Origin of the sequence: Desulfocapsa sulfexigens DSM 10523 (assembly GCF_000341395.1) — a bacterium.
GTDB classification, from domain to species: domain Bacteria; phylum Desulfobacterota; class Desulfobulbia; order Desulfobulbales; family Desulfocapsaceae; genus Desulfocapsa; species Desulfocapsa sulfexigens.
On record NC_020304.1, the window covers coordinates 1,478,797 to 1,494,783 of the forward strand.

General features: G+C 49.2%; 11 protein-coding genes. All 11 read left to right on the forward strand.

Going from position 1 to position 15,987, the window contains the following annotated elements; genetic code table 11:
• The first annotated feature begins 2 nt into the window (after positions 1-2).
• The 11 genes from hydA (at position 3) to UWK_RS06575 (ending at position 15,686) form a co-directional block, all read left to right on the forward strand.
• Positions 3-1,391, forward strand: coding sequence for a dihydropyrimidinase (gene hydA / locus UWK_RS06525; RefSeq protein ID WP_015403564.1), 1,389 nt, complete (start codon positions 3-5; stop codon positions 1,389-1,391).
• A gap of 7 nt (positions 1,392-1,398) precedes the next feature.
• Positions 1,399-4,665, forward strand: coding sequence for a putative selenate reductase subunit YgfK (ygfK, locus tag UWK_RS06530; RefSeq protein WP_015403565.1), 3,267 nt, complete (start codon positions 1,399-1,401; stop codon positions 4,663-4,665).
• A gap of 47 nt (positions 4,666-4,712) precedes the next feature.
• On the forward strand, positions 4,713-5,546 hold the full coding sequence (gene yqeB, locus UWK_RS06535) for a selenium-dependent molybdenum cofactor biosynthesis protein YqeB (protein WP_015403566.1): 834 nt from the start codon (positions 4,713-4,715) through the stop codon (positions 5,544-5,546).
• A gap of 44 nt (positions 5,547-5,590) precedes the next feature.
• Complete coding sequence (locus UWK_RS06540) at positions 5,591-6,997, forward strand: uracil-xanthine permease family protein (protein WP_015403567.1); 1,407 nt, start codon at positions 5,591-5,593, stop codon at positions 6,995-6,997.
• A gap of 47 nt (positions 6,998-7,044) precedes the next feature.
• Positions 7,045-9,327, forward strand: coding sequence for a xanthine dehydrogenase subunit XdhA (gene xdhA, locus UWK_RS06545; protein ID WP_015403568.1), 2,283 nt, complete (start codon positions 7,045-7,047; stop codon positions 9,325-9,327).
• Between the two features lie 108 nt (positions 9,328-9,435).
• On the forward strand, positions 9,436-10,311 hold the full coding sequence (xdhB, locus tag UWK_RS06550; protein WP_015403569.1) for a xanthine dehydrogenase subunit XdhB: 876 nt from the start codon (positions 9,436-9,438) through the stop codon (positions 10,309-10,311).
• The gene (gene xdhC / locus UWK_RS06555) at positions 10,311-10,781 is read left to right on the forward strand and encodes a xanthine dehydrogenase subunit XdhC (protein ID WP_015403570.1); all 471 of its coding nucleotides are present in this window, start codon (positions 10,311-10,313) and stop codon (positions 10,779-10,781) included. The genes xdhB and xdhC overlap by 1 nt, the downstream gene beginning before the upstream one ends.
• On the forward strand, positions 10,774-12,096 hold the full coding sequence (gene guaD / locus UWK_RS06560) for a guanine deaminase (RefSeq protein ID WP_015403571.1): 1,323 nt from the start codon (positions 10,774-10,776) through the stop codon (positions 12,094-12,096). Before xdhC ends, guaD begins: the two co-directional genes overlap by 8 nt.
• Positions 12,097-12,119: 23 nt before the next feature.
• Positions 12,120-13,691, forward strand: a complete 1,572-nt coding sequence (locus tag UWK_RS06565) for an ABC transporter ATP-binding protein (protein ID WP_015403572.1) — start codon at positions 12,120-12,122, stop codon at positions 13,689-13,691.
• Entirely contained in the window at positions 13,681-14,757 is a 1,077-nt protein-coding gene (locus UWK_RS06570; RefSeq protein WP_015403573.1) for an ABC transporter permease, read from the forward strand. The genes UWK_RS06565 and UWK_RS06570 overlap by 11 nt, the downstream gene beginning before the upstream one ends.
• Positions 14,757-15,686, forward strand: coding sequence for an ABC transporter permease (locus UWK_RS06575; RefSeq protein ID WP_015403574.1), 930 nt, complete (start codon positions 14,757-14,759; stop codon positions 15,684-15,686). The genes UWK_RS06570 and UWK_RS06575 overlap by 1 nt, the downstream gene beginning before the upstream one ends.
• The last annotated feature ends 301 nt before the right edge of the window (positions 15,687-15,987 follow it).

A 15,987-nucleotide genomic window follows, 5' to 3' on the forward strand; every position in this document is an offset into this window, starting at 1 on the left:
GTATGAGCACACTGGTAACAGGCGGTACGGTGGTAACGGCCACTGAAACGCGTCAGACAGATATTCTGATTGAGGACGGACGTGTTGTTGCCATTGGTGGAAGTCCTGGTCGTCTAGCTGACTGGGATATTATAGATGCTGCCGGTTGTTACGTTATGCCCGGTGCCGTTGATGTTCATACCCACCTGAATCTGCAGGTTGGTGAGGAAAGGGTAAGTGATGGTTTTTATCATGGCTCTGTGGCCGCTGTCCATGGCGGTACCACCTCGATTGTTGAACATCCGGGATTTGGTCCTGCCGGCTGTGAGCTGAGCCATCAGATTGATCTCTATCGTGAACAGGCCCGAGATGAAATGGTCATCGATTATGGCTTTCACGGTGTTGTTCAACATGTTGACGATCATGTGCTGTGTGCGATCAAGGATCTGACAAAGAACGGAACACCAAGTCTCAAAGTTTATATGACCTATGCTGCTCGTCTCGGAGATTATGATATCATCCAGGTCTTGAAAGCCAGCCATGCAGCTGGCGGGCTGACGGCATTTCATGCAGAAAACCACGCAATCATAGGCGAGCTAACGCAATCCATAAGTGATTACGGTGATGTCTCAAATCCTGCCAGTCATCCTGAGAGCCGTCCCGATTACTCTGAGGCAGAGGCTATCAACAGGCTGATTGCACTTTCCCAGGCAGCCGGCAACGCCGCGCTTTATATTGTTCATCTCTCCACCGCCTCAGGGCTTGAGCTCATAAGAAAGGCAAAACAGAAGGGGCTTCCGATCTATGCGGAAACCTGTCCTCAGTATCTGACTCTCACCGATAGCTGTTACCAGAAGACGAATGACAGAGGGCTTCAATACATCATGGCCCCACCTCTTAGAAAACAGCAAGACTGTGATGCATTATGGGAAGGTCTTGCCGACGGAACAATTGATGTGGTTGCCACTGACCACTGCTCATTCTCCTTTGCCCAAAAGCTGAAACGGGGAAAAACAAATGTCTTTTGTTCCCCCGGCGGTGTTCCCGGAGTCGAAACCCGGGTGCCTCTACTCTTTTCAGAGGGCGTGCTCAAGAACCGGATTGATCTGAATCGCTTTGTTCAGCTTGTTGCCACCAACCCGGCACGTATTATGGGATTGTCTCCGCAAAAAGGAAGTATTGAGGTCGGCGCGGATGCTGATCTTTTGATCCTTGATCCGGCTGAAGAAAAGATTGTGAGTGTGGAAGTATTGCATCAGCATGTGGATTACACTCCTTATGTCGGAATGGTGGTAAAAGGCTGGCCCCAAACGGTACTCCTTCGTGGGAATATTCTTGTCCGTGATGGAGAATTTCTCGGTTCGAAAGGCTCGGGGCAGTATATCAGGCGAAAGTTACGAATACAGGAGTAAAAACTCGATGAAAAAAGACCTCTTTTTCTGCACAGATATTGACGTTCTTCTCAAATGGATCCTGAACGATCTGGAGGAACGAAACGAAATCTTCGGAATCACCAAAGAACAATTTTTTATTCCGGATTCTGCAGATCCCTTTCGTATGAGCCGCTATGGAAAACTCCTCGAAACTCCGCTTGGGGTTGCATCCGGCCCACACACCCAGCTGGCCCAGAATATTGTCGTGGCCTGGCTCACCGGCAGCCGTTATATCGAACTGAAAACCATACAGGTACTTGATGAGCTGGATGTGACCAAGCCCTGCATCGATATGACAGATGAGGGCTATAACTGCGAGTGGTCTCAGGAGTTGAAGCTGGATGAATCCTTTAATGAGTATCTCAATGCTTTTATCCTTCTGTATATTTTAAAGGATAAGCTTGGCTTTGGCGGGGATGAAGCCGGGTTTATCTTTAACATGAGTGCCGGTTATGAATTAAAAGGTATTCACAGTCCTGCGGTGCAGCGGTTTTTTGATCGTATGGAAGATTGTTCCAAGGAACTTGCTGAAAAGATAGAACAGATTTCTACTATCTACCCCAGAGTAAAGGAGCTGGGTATACCTGGGAAAATTTCAGACAACCTCACCATTTCAACCATGCATGGTTGTCCGCCCGATGAGATAGAAAAAATAGCCCGTTATTTTATAGAAGAGCGGGGCTATCATACCACCATCAAACTGAATCCGACCCTTTTGGGGCCTGAGCGTTTACGTGATATTCTCAATAATAAACTGAACTTTGAAATCGATGTGCCGGATCTTGCCTTTGAACATGATCTCAAATATCCTGATGCTATCACCCTGATACGTTCTCTACAGGATGCTGCCAATGCAAAGGGCGTTGAGTTTAACATCAAGCTGACCAATACCCTTGAAACCACCAATATCGATCAGGATCTGCCAAAAACCGAGGCCATGTGCTATATGTCGGGGCGACCACTTCATCCCATCAGTATAAATCTGGCTGCCCGCCTTCAGGAAGAGTTTGAGGGGGATCTTGATATTTCCTTCTGCGCGGGCATCGATACCTTTAATGTCCTTGAAACGCTAAGCTGCAATATGGCACCAATTACCGTCTGCTCCGATCTGCTAAAACCCGGTGGCTATGCTCGTGTTACGCAGTATGCTGAGACCGTTCTTGCGGGCATGAAGGAGCTTGCTGCAGATTCCCTTGAGCATCTGGTCTGTGTCAGGGCTGGCATGGAGGATACAGTCGCCGCTGGTCTTGCCAATCTGAGAAAGTATGCGGCAGAAGTGGTTGATAAGGGGCATTACAGTAAGGATCTGTTTCCCTATCAAAATGTTAAAACGAACCGTACTCTGCTTAAATTTGACTGTGCAGGAGCCCCCTGTGTGACCAGTTGTGGCGCTTCCCAGGATGTTCCACGCTATATGGATTTCACTGCCCGTGGTGATTTCAAAAATGCCTACAGAACCATTCTTGCAACCAACCCCTTTCCTAATATGCAGGGTATGGTCTGTGATCACCCGTGTCAGTACAAATGTACCCGTTTAAACTATGACTCCCCTCTGCTCATCCGGGAAATCAAGCGATTCATTGCCCAGAATCAGAAAGAAGAGATCAAACTTACTCCTCAGGCGGACAATGGGAAAAGTGTGGCAATCGTAGGTGCTGGTCCATCCGGGCTTTCCGCTGCCTTTTTTCTCAGGCTTGAAGGTTACCGGGTTGATATTTTCGAATCCAAGGAATTTGCTGGAGGAATGGCATCGGATGCCATTCCGGTTTTTCGACTTGATGATGGCAGTCTGAAAAAGGATATCGACCGTATTCTCGCACTTGGCGCATCTCTTCATACGGGAGTGACCGTTGATAAAAAGAAGTTTGCGGAGCTGCGTCAGTCCCATGATTTTGTCTATATTGCCATCGGTGCCCAGGAGGGTTCCCGCCTGAATATTCCAGGTGCAGATGCTGCAGGAGTGGTTGATCATCTCGACTTCCTGAGTGATGTGCGGCAGGGGAAATTTCCTGATATCGGCCGCAGGGTTAGTATTATCGGGGGTGGCAATTCGGCAATGGACGCGGCGCGTACGGCAAAGCGTTTGGTCGGAACAGCCGGAGAGGTCTCCATTGTCTACCGTCGGACCCGCAGGCAGATGCCGGCCGATCATGGGGAAATTATCGGGGCCATTGAAGAGGGTGTGCGTGTCGTTGAATTGGCCGGACCCGAGGCTGTCCGGGTGAGTGATGGAAAGGTCAGCGGTCTTGAAGTAGCCAGGATGAAACTCGGGGAGCCCGATGATTCCGGGCGGCGTAGTCCGGTCAGGGTTGAGGGCGAAAATTATATCATCGAAACGGATAGTATCATTGTAGCCATCGGTCAGCAGGTGAAACTGGATTTTCTGCCGGATGGCGAACTGAGTGTCGATAGAAAATCCCTGCGCTCATCCCTGCCCTTTGTCCTCGCGGGAGGCGATGTGATTACTATTTCATCACTCATTAACGCCATTGGCCATGGCCGGAGGGTAACGGAATCCATTGTGGCCGCCTCGGGACTGAAGTCGAAAGTTGTTCTTGCGCCTGCCGAGGATCGCAGGCTCGATCTCATCGAGATGCAAAAGCACAATGCAACCCGCAGGTTCGGTGTCAAACCTCCTGAATTGACTCCGCATGAACGCTTGAACTTTGATCTCTTTGTCGGAACCCTCAGCAAAGAGGATGCGATGGCCGAGGCCTCACGCTGCCTTCAGTGTGACCTGGTCTGTAATGTCTGTGTGACTGTCTGTCCCAACAGGGCCAATGTTGCCCTGAAGGCCGATCCTGTTTCCTATCCGGAACAGCATATTCTTGGTGACGGGAGCGTGAAAACGGTGAGACGAATACGGCTGAGCCAGGCCTATCAGGTTATCAATATTCCCGATTTCTGTAACGAGTGCGGAAACTGCAGGACCTTCTGTCCCACCAGTGGCGCTCCCTATATGGATAAGCCCCATGTCCACCTTTCCGCTGCCAGTCTTGAGGCGCATGGAGAAGGTTTTTTTATGGTAGAACCCGGTATAATGAAAATTATCCACAATGGCAAAGAGGCCACACTTTCTGATGGTGGTACCGCACTCCTTTTTGAAGATGATGAAGTAAAGCTCAGTCTTGCAAAAGATTCCCTGGAGGCTGGCAATGTTGAGTTGAAAACCGATGTGAAGAGCAAGAGCCTGAGAATAGTGGCTGAAGCAGCGATTCTTTTCCGTCTGCTGGACGGAAGAAGACCATTTTAGTCTTGATGGACAGAATGAGGCATTTCGTCATCCCCGCGTAGGCGGGAATGACGGAGCAGAGCAATATATTTATGAAAGATCTGGCAAGTCTAAAGATTATTATGCGGGGTGCCGGAGACCTGGCAACGGGTGTGGCACTCAGGCTGTATCGTTCGGGGTTCAGGCGTTTACTCCTTCTTGAGACGGAACATCCCCTGGCGGTTCGTCGCCTGGTTTCTTTTTCAGAAGCAATTACCATCGGAAAAGTTTCTATTGAAGGTGTTACAGCAAGGCGTATTGATGATGCGGAGATGCCAGGGCAATGGACACCGGATACAACTATTTCGATTATGGTCGATCCGGTGGGAGAAAGTATCAAAAAACTCCGACCCGACATTGTGATCGATGCTATTATAGCCAAACGTAATCTCGGTACCATGATTGATGATGCTGAACTTGTTATCGGTCTCGGTCCAGGTTTTACAGCTGGCAGAGATGTGAACTGTGTAATAGAAACCCAAAGAGGGCATCATCTGGGAAGAGTTATCCGGGATGGTGGTGCCGCACCCGATACAGGGATTCCCGGAAACATAGGCGGTTACAATAATGAACGTTTGCTGCGGGCGCCAAATGCAGGAATGTTTACGACAGACTGCAATATAGGTGATACGGTGGAGAAGGGACAATGTGTGGCACGGGTAGACTCTTCTCCGGTGCGCGCAAATATTTCCGGAGTCATACGAGGCCTGTTGCGCTCGGCCACTCCGGTGGACAGGGGGACAAAGCTTGGCGATATCGACCCCCGTGCTGAGGTGGTTTTTTGTACAACTGCATCGGATAAAGCCATGGCCGTTGGTGGAGGTGTGCTCGAAGCAATACTACACAATTTTAATCATTTGTAGAAAGAGCTCACGCGGATATTCATTTACCGGAGGACTAAATTGAGATGAGTACGATTGAAGAAAAGCAGTCGATAGCTGAAGCCGAGGCAACTCCCTTCGATTCAGAACTCATCTTCGGCCTTGAGGACAGGCCTCCAGTACTTATTGCCTTCTTTGCGGCCATCCAGCATATGCTCGCCTCCATTGTCGGCATTGTGACCCCTCCCATAATTATCAGTAATGCACTGGGACTCGATGTTTCCGATGCCTCCTATATTATCAGTATGACCCTGCTTGTTTCCGGAATCGCCACTTTTATTCAGGCAAAACGGATGGGGCCTGTGGGTTCCGGACTGCTCGCCATCCAGGGCACAAGCTTCGCATTCTTAGGCCCGATAATCGGAGCGGCCATCGCCGTGAAAAATCAGGCCGATGCCCATACGGCCCTTGCCGTGGTTTTTGGCTGTGTCATGGCCGGTTCCTTTATAGAGATGTTTATCAGCCGTTTTCTCCATATGGCGCAAAAAATTATTACCCCTGTTGTTACCGGTGTTGTGGTGATCCTGATCGGTCTGACCTTGATCAAGGTCGGCCTGGTAAGCATGGCCGGCGGTTTTTATGTGATGACCAATGTTCCCGATGCCTTTGCCAGTTTTCAGAACCTTGGGATCGCCTTTCTGGTGCTTGGCATCATTGTGGTGCTGAATATGAGCAAAAATCAATACCTGCGCATGTCATCCATCGTTGTCGGCCTGACTGTTGGTTATATTGTGGCGGCAGCCTTGGGAATGGTGAATTTTTCCAGGCTGGAAGGGATGGATCTCTTTACCGTCCCTCAACCGCTCAAGTATGGCATCGATTTTTCCTGGGGCGCATTCTTTGCCATCGGTCTTGTCTATGTCATTACCGCTATCGAGTCCATTGGCGATCTCACCGCCACCTCCATGATATCCAAACAACCGGTGACGGGAGATCTGTACATCGGTCGAATCAAGGGCGGTATACTTGCCGATGGATTGAATTCCTTTCTGGCCGGTTTATTCAATACATTCCCCAATACCACCTTCAGTCAGAATAACGGTGTTATCCAGCTAACAGGAGTTGCCAGCCGCTATGTTGCGTATTTTATCGCTGGAATTCTCGTTTTAATGGGATTGTCCCCGGTTTTAGCCGGAATTTTTCGTATTATGCCGGAGCCGGTTCTTGGCGGGGCCACTATTCTTATGTTTGGTACGGTCGCCACGGCTGGAATAAAGATTCTTGCTACCCAGGAAATGGATAACCGCTCCACCCTGATTGTTGCGGTGTCCCTGGGACTGGGGCTGGGGGTGACCATGGTTCCTGAAGTATTGAAAAATGTTGCCCCTGCCGAGATTAGAAATGTTTTTGCCTCGGGCATTACCACGGGAGGCCTGGCAGCGATTATTCTGAATCTGGTGCTTCCTTATAAAAAAACAAAGAGTCAAACATAATTATACAGGGTGTCTGCAAACAACAGATTAGCAATGGAGATCTGAATATGGCAGTAGGACAATCACATATACGAAAAGATGTCAGGGCAAAGGTTACCGGAAAAACCCGTTATACCGATGATTTCAGTATGCCCGGTATGCTGCATGCAAAGTATGTCAGGAGCCCCATTGCCCATGGGCTTGTTAAGAGTATTGACACGACTGCGGCACTAGCTATACCAGGGGTCGAGGCTGTGTTTACCCATGAGGATGTCCCCAAAATTCTTTTCGCAACGGCTGGCCATCCCTTTTCCCTTGATCCTGATCATCAGGATGTGGCAGACAGATTATTGCTGACCGATCATGTCCGTTATCATGGTGATGAGGTGGCCATAGTGGTGGCCCGTGATCTTCTCACCGCAGCACAGGCGGCAAAGGCAGTGATTGTCGAATATGAGGAACTTCCTGTCTGTGTCACTTCCGAGGCTGCCATGGCTGAGGATGCCCCTGCCATACATCCGGGTGGAAATAGTATTAAATCCACCACTTTTGAGATCGGTGGAAAGCTTGAAGATGCAGAGAAAGAGGCGGATCTCGTTGTCGAGGATACCTTCAGCACGCCAATTATTCTTCACTGTCATCTGGAAAACCATGTGGCATACGCCTATATGGATGACAACGACCATATCGTTGTTGTCAGTTCCACCCAGATTCCCCATATCTGCCGCAGGATAGTCGGCCAGGCACTTGATATGCCGTGGCCAAAGATCCGTGTCATTAAGCCCTATATCGGCGGTGGTTTTGGCAACAAGCAGGATGTTGTCCTCGAACCGATGGTTGCTTTTCTCACCAGGAAACTTGGTGGCGTTCCGGTCAAAATTGAACTGGAACGCGAAGAAGGTCTTGTTGCTACCCGCACCCGTCATGGTCAGACCGTCACGGCCCGTGCCGGGGTGAGCAATGACGGTATCATAAAATTTATTGATCTGAACGTGATCTCTAATACCGGAGCCTATGCATCCCACGGGCACTCCATTCCCATGGCTGCAGGATCAAAATTCTGTAACCTCTATCCGCGCAGTGTCTCAAAATTTTCAGCGACCACTCATTACGGAAATATTCCTGCGGCCGGGGCCATGCGGGCTTATGGCTCTCCCCAGTTGTTTTTCGGTGTTGAAAGTGTCCTTGAAGAGGTTGCCCGTAAGCTTGGTATGGATTCCGTCGATTTCCGCATCAAAAACTCGGCCAGACCTGCTGATATCATCTCCAAGACAGGAAATAAGGAACACTCTGTTGGGATGGTAGAATGTCTCGAAAAAGGGCGTGAGGCCATAGGCTGGGACGTGAAAAAAGAAGTATATGCCAGGCAGGAAGGGAATATTCGCCGGGGACTCGGAGTGGCCTCCTTCAGCTACGGTTCCGGTACCTATCCGGCCTGTGTGGAGATTGCAGGTTGTCGGCTTGTGCTTAATCAGGACGGAACGGTTCATATGCAGATAGGAGCCACAGAAATTGGTCAGGGATCCGATACAGCGCTGGCTCAGATGGCTGCAGAAACACTTGGGGTTGACTACGATGCAATTCATGTGGTCTCGGAACAGGATACCGATGTCTCACCATTTGACCCCGGGGCCTACGCCTCACGTCAGACCTATGTTGCCGCTCCAGCAGTCCACCGGGCGGCAGGAAAACTAAAGGCACAAATCCTTGAACATTATCAGCTGATGACGGGTGAGGAGGCAGAGACTCTTGATCTTACAGGTGGAAAAATAATTCGCAGGGATCAGCCGGAGAGCGTGTTGCTTGATCTGCACGATCTGGCACTCGACAGCTATTACCATAAAGAACGCGGTGGACAGCTAACCGCCGAAGTATCAAGCAAGACCTGTACCAATGCACCCAGTTATGGATGCACCTTTGTTGATCTTGAAGTGGATATTGAAATGTGCACCGTCACCATCAGACAGATCATCAATGTCCATGATGCAGGGAAAATAATCCACCCACTCTCTGCTGAGGGTCAGGTTCATGGTGGAATGGGGATGGGTGTCGGCATGGCCCTGTTTGAAGAGTTGCTGGTTGATCCTGAAAGCGGCAGGATTTATAATGGAAATCTGCTGGATTATAAAATCCCCACCTGTGTAGATATTCCGGATCTTCAGTGTGCTTTTGTGGAAACCTTTGACCCCACGAGTCCTTATGGTAATAAATCCCTGGGTGAGCCTCCCATTATTTCCCAGGGGCCTGCTATTCGTAACGCGATATGGGATGCAACCGGGGTGAAAATCAATGAGATCCCTATGACCCCCAAGGTTTTGTTTAAGCATTTTAAAAATGCAGGACTTATCTAGGACGGACTAATGAACTATCGCTTGGTTCGTCATTCCCGCACAGGCGGGAATGACGAGATAGCAGGAAAGTTGAGATTTTACAAAATGGTTATCTAAGAGAGCAAAAACATGTTTCCAATTGAAAATTATCATTTTGCAGAAAGCATCAAGGATGCAGTAGAAGCACTTGCTGCCGATGAAAAGGCAAGAATTATTGCCGGCGGTACCGATGTCCTTGTCCGGCTCCACGGTGGTAACACTGACTATGGTCATCTTGTTGATATCAACGGACTCCGTGAACTTAAAGAGATTACAATCGATGGGGAAGGGAATATTTGTATTGGCTCGCTTGCCACTTTCACTGAAATAATGGAGCACGAACTCATTCAAAAATATGTCCCTGTTATTGCCGAATCCCTCGCCACCATAGGTGGACCGCAGGTTCGGAACTGCGGCACCATGGGGGGAAATATCTGCAATGGTGCCGTGAGTGCGGATAGCGCCTGTGCAGCCCTTATCCATGAGTTTGAGCTGGTGGTGGAAAGTCCTGAGGGTGAACGGACAGAATCCATTAACGGCTTTCATACGGGGCCGGGACGGACGATTCTTCAAAAAGGGGATCTGCTTAAGTATTTTCGGATCCGGCCGGAAAATTATATCGGGTTCAGCGCCTCCTATTATAAATATGCCATGCGCGGAGCCATGGATATTGCTACCATCGGCAGTGGCGCCGCTGTAAAGATGAACGGTGATATCATCAAAACGCTGAAAATTGCCTTTACGGTTGCAGCACCCACCCCTGTCCGCTGCAGAAATGCCGAAAGAGCCATGGAGAATAAGACTGTCAGTGAGGAAAACCTCCAGGCCATGGCCGATGCCATTGAAGAGGATGTCAGGCCACGTACATCCTGGCGGGCGAGCAGGGAATTTCGTCTCCATCTTATTCGAACCCTGGCGAAGAGAGTAGTTCGGCAGGCAGTGGAAAATCAGGGAGGTGCCTTGTAATGCAGACCATGAATATCAAATTGACGATTAACACCAAAAAGTATGAGATGGCTGTCGATGTGCGTAAATCCCTTATGGATCTGCTCCGTGAGCTTGGTTACACCAGTGTGAAGCATGGCTGTGGCGTGGGGGAATGCGGAGCTTGTACCGTGCTTGTAGACAATATTCCAGTCGATTCCTGCCTCTATCTTGCGACCTGGGCAAATAACAGGGCAATACGCACCACCGAAGGCGAGTGCCGGGATGGAAAACTTTCTTCTGTCCAGGAGGCCTACGTGGAAGAAGGCGCTGTTCAGTGCGGTTTTTGCACTCCCGGTCTTATTATGACCACCACTTCTTTCCTGGAGAAGAATAAGGGGAAGGAACTGTCCCGTGAAGAGATTAAAAAGGGTCACGCGGGTAATCTTTGTCGCTGTACCGGATACCAGACCATCATAAATGCGGTGGAAACGGCCGGTAAAAATGGTTAAGGAAAGTCAAACCACAGCTGCCATCAGGGGTCAGTTCCTTGATTTCGCTGATGTTGCAGATTGTCCGTCCGAGCTTGCAGATACGGTTCGCCATCTTAAGGATGGTCTGTTGCTGTTGAGAAACGGGCATATTGAATGGTTTGGTGACTGGGAAGAGGGCAGGGATAAAATTGCTGAAAATTGTCCCGTCCACCAGTATCCGGATAAGCTGATCGTACCCGGCTTTATCGATGCCCATATTCACTACCCACAGGCGGAGATAGTTGGGGCCCACGGTGAACAGTTGCTGGAGTGGCTTGAAAATTATGCCTTTCCTGCTGAAAGAAAGTATCAGGATAAAGCGTATGCGGCAAAGATGGCCGACTTTTTTATCGACCAGCTTCTGCGCAACGGTACGACCACGGCCATGGTTTTTTGCACTGTTCACCCCGAATCGGTGGAGGCACTGTTTACCGCTGCAGAAAAGCAGAACATGCGGATTATTGCCGGCAAAATAATGATGGACAGAAATGCTCCGCAATATTTGCTTGATACCCCTGAGAGCAGTTACGATGCAAGCAGAAAACTGATAGAAAAATGGCATAAACGGGGGCGTCTTCTCTACGCGATCACCCCTCGGTTTGCCCCGACATCCAGCCCGGAACAGCTTGAAATGGCGGGAAGGCTGAAAAAAGAATTTCCAGATACCTATATGCAGACCCATCTGTCGGAGAATGCAGATGAAATAAAGTGGGTAAGGACATTATTCCCGGAACGCTCCGGTTATCTTGATGTCTATCATCATTATGGCCTCACAGGCACCCGCTGTGTTTTCGCTCACTGTGTTTACCTGGAAGATCAGGAATGGGACTCTCTGCTCGATACCGATTCCGCCATCGCCTTTTGCCCAACATCTAACCTCTTTCTCGGGAGTGGTTTGTTTGATCTCAACCGTGCCAGAGAAAAACAGGTGAATGTTGCCATAGCCACCGACATTGGAGGTGGTACATCATTTAGTATGCTGAAGACCCTGAGTGAAGCCTATAAAGTGATGCAGCTGCAAAAACAGAAGTTCTCGGCCTACGAGGCCTTTTATTCAGCAACCCTGGGTGGCGCCAGAGCGCTTTCCCTTGATCATTTGATCGGTAATTTCAGTGTTGGTAAAGAGGCTGATTTCGTGGTGCTTGATCCTGCGGCAACTGTCCTTCAGGCCAAACGATTGGAAACGTCAAAAAATATCGCCGACCTGTTATTTAATCTTATTATACTCGGTGACGATAGAAGTATTTTCCACACCTATGTGAATGGTTGTCTGGTGCATAAACGGGATGATTAATACGAACATTTTTCAGGAAAACTATGACTGAAACGCCACGTCTTCAATTAAAAGGGATGACCAAAGTTTATCCATCTGTCATTGCCAATGATTCCATTGATATGACAATTGGCCCCGGAGAGATACATGCAGTTCTTGGTGAAAATGGTGCCGGGAAAAGTACTCTGATGAAGGCGATTTATGGCGTTGTCAAACCGGATAAGGGGCAGATACTCTGGAATGGTAATGTGGTTTCAATCCAAAACCCGGCGCATGCAAGAAAGCTTGGCATTGGCATGGTCTTCCAGCATTTTTCCCTGTTTGAGACTCTTACTGTGACTGAAAATATCGCCCTGGCCATGGACGACTATACAAGTATGGATTCGCTGGCCAGTCGCATTCGGAAGGTCTCTGAAGAATATGGTCTCCCGCTTGATCCGGGGCGCCTGGTTCATTCCCTCTCCGTAGGTCTTCGTCAGAGGGTGGAAATAATCAGATGTCTTCTTCAACAGCCCAAACTGCTGATCATGGATGAACCCACATCTGTTTTGACCCCCCAGGCTGTTCGCAAGATGTTTGAAACTCTGCGGCGTCTCGCCGATGAAGGATGTTCCATTCTCTATATCAGTCATAAACTCGATGAAATTATGGAGTTGTGTCACAGCGCCACAATAATACGGGGTGGTAAGGTCACGGGCTATGCCATCCCTGCTAATGAAACAACTACCAGTCTGGCAAAGATGATGATTGGCAAGGATCTCCCCGTCTGTTCCAAGGATAGACCGGTTATCGATGGTGGGGAGTGTCTTATGGTAAAAAATCTCTCCAGGACTTCTGCTGATCCATTCGGAACGGCTCTTAAAAATATCAGTTTCTCGGTGAAGAGTGGAGAAATTCTTGGTATTGCAGGTATCTCCGGGAACGGTCAACAGGAACTTCTCTACACGCTCAGTGGTGAACGACCTGTCGAGGATAAAGATTGTATCACTATTTGTGGCGAGCCCGTCGGTCATCTGAATCCTGATCAAAGACGAAACAGAGGCCTGGGCTTTGTTCCAGAAGAACGCCTTGGAAGAGGGGCTGTGCCAGGAATGTCACTTTCCAAGAATGCAATTCTCACTGCGCACCGTCATAAGATGGTTAAAAAGGGCTTACTCAGATTTGATAAGGCTGCTGATTTTGCCCAGAAGTGTATTAGCGGTTTTGCAGTGAAATGCGGTACCAGGGACGATCTCATTACCAGTTTGTCCGGTGGTAACATTCAGAAATACATTACCGGACGCGAAATTCTTCAATCCCCTGCACTTCTCGTGGTGTCGCAGCCAACCTGGGGCGTTGATGTCGGAGCCGCAAATGTGATCCGCCAGTCCATGATTGATCTGCGTAACAATGGTTCTGCAGTTCTCGTCGTTTCCGAAGAACTCGATGAACTCTTTGAAATATGTGACCGTCTTATTGTTATTGCGGAAGGTTGCGTCTCCTCTTCGGTTAATGTGCATGAAACCACCAAAGAAGATATAGGGGTATGGATGAGTGGCCTGTTCCGGGGGGGGCCCGCTGATAAGAGCACTGCTCATGAAGTATCCAATGAAAATCAGGAGAGCCATGTTCGTTAAGATAGAACCCAGATCCGAACCTTCAAGAACCATGAGATATATGTCTCCTGTGGTTGCGGCACTACTTATGCTGATCAGCGGACTCATTATTTTTACTCTGCTCGGTAAAGATCCCATGGAGGCATTTCATGCCTTCTTTGTCGAACCCATCAATGACCTGTACGGTATCGGCGAACTCTTTATAAAGGCTTCACCGCTCATGCTTATTGGTACCGGGCTTGCCATCGGTTTTCGGGCAAGCATCTGGAATATCGGCGCCGAGGGGCAACTTACCATTGGAGCTCTCTTTGGGGGCTATATTGCAATTATATTTAACGACAGTAATGGTTTTTTTATACTGCCACTTATGATTTTGGCCGGAGCCGCGGGAGGGATTGTATGGGCATCGATCCCGGCATTTCTACGGACAGTTTTTAATGCCAACGAGATTCTGGTAACCCTTATGCTGAATTATGTGGCTATCCTGCTCCTGGCCCTTTTTGTGCACGGCCCTCTGAGGGATCCTAACGGTTACGGGTTTCCGCAGTCCGTGCTTTTTGGTGATTCTGCCATGCTGCCCGTTCTTATCGAGGGAACACGGCTGCACCTCGGTGTTTTGCTTGCCTTTGCGGGCGTTATTGTCGGATGGGTATTTCTGTTAAAAAGTTTTACCGGTTTCCAGCTTCAGGTGGCGGGGCTTGCTCAGAAAGCAGCATCCTATGCAGGGTTTGAATATAAAAAACTGATCTGGATTGGAATGCTCTCGGGTGGGCTTACAGCCGGTATTGCCGGAGTCCTCGAAATTGCTGGCCCCATTGGTCAGCTTCTCCCCTCGGTATCACCTGGCTACGGTTATGCTGCAATCATAGTCGCCTTTGTCGGGAGACTGCATCCCGGCGGAATCTTTCTTTCAAGCCTCCTTATGGCCCTTCTCTATCTGGGTGGCGAATCGGGGCAGATGAACCTTGATCTGCCCTCTGCGGTGACCGGGATTTTCCAGGGGCTCCTGCTCTTTTATCTCCTCGCAGCGGATTTTCTTATCAACTACCGAGTGCGCCTGAATTCGCCGCAACTGGAGGTCAATTAATGGATTTTGATATATTTATTCATATACTGATCGCGGCAATAGCAGCTGGAACCCCCTTTGTCTATGCAGCTCTTGGTGAACTTATCACCGAAAAATCCGGGGTGTTAAATCTGGGTGTTGAGGGAATGATGCTGGTTGGTGCGATTTCCGGATTTATAGCCATGGCTAAGACAGGAAGCCTTCTGGTAGCTGTTCTGTGCGGGATGGCTGCAGGGGCACTTATGGCGGGAATATTTGGTGTTTTGACCCTGACCCTGATGGCGAACCAGGTTGCCAGTGGACTTGCTTTGACTATTTTTGGTGTTGGATTGAGCGCATTTCTCGGCCTTGATTACACCAGTATTGCCCTTGGTGGTGTGGCTGATATCAATATCCCCTTTTTGAGTACTCTTCCTGTTGTCGGGCAACTCTTTTTCTCTCATGATATTCTTGTTTACTGTTCCGGTGCCCTCTTTGTCGCTATTTCCTGGTTTTTGTATAAAAGCAAGACGGGCCTTCTGCTGCGGGGGATAGGAGAGGCCCCGAAATCTGCCCATGCACTTGGTTATAACGTCATTAAAATCAGATATATTGCAGTTCTGTTTGGTGGTGCCATGGCGGGGCTTGGAGGCGTGTATCTCTCGGTTGCCTATACACCCATGTGGGTGGAAGGTATGGTTGCCGGAAGGGGCTGGGTCTCTCTGGCACTTGTTGTTTTTGCAAGCTGGAGACCTGCCAGGGTGATGCTTGGTGCCTATCTTTTCGGTGCCATTACAATAGCCCAGTTCCATGTCCAGGGGTTCGGAATTGATATCCCGGCGCAGCTTTTGTCCATGCTGCCGTACGTGGCGACGATTGTGGTATTGGTATTTATTTCCAGAGACCAGAGTACAATACGATTGAATTCACCGGCGTCGCTAGGTATAACCTATCATCCAGATAACCAGTAAAAGTTCATCAGCACCTCCGGTTCATTCGGCCAGGACAGTCAATATAGGGAAAACTATTATTGACTGTCCTGGCCGAATGAACCGGAAGCACTGTTAAACTTTTAAATATAAATCAACCTGATTACCACTGATCCTCAGCCTACCCGCCTGAGGAGGAGTTGTTTCGTGTTGATTATGTGGGCATCTGCGGCCCGGATGGCCGTAGCAGAGCCCCCAGGGATGGGTTTATGGCGTCCCATATAATCGACACGGAACAGCTCCGGGTTGCAAAGCTGAGTTTCGATGGTAATCAGGTAAATTA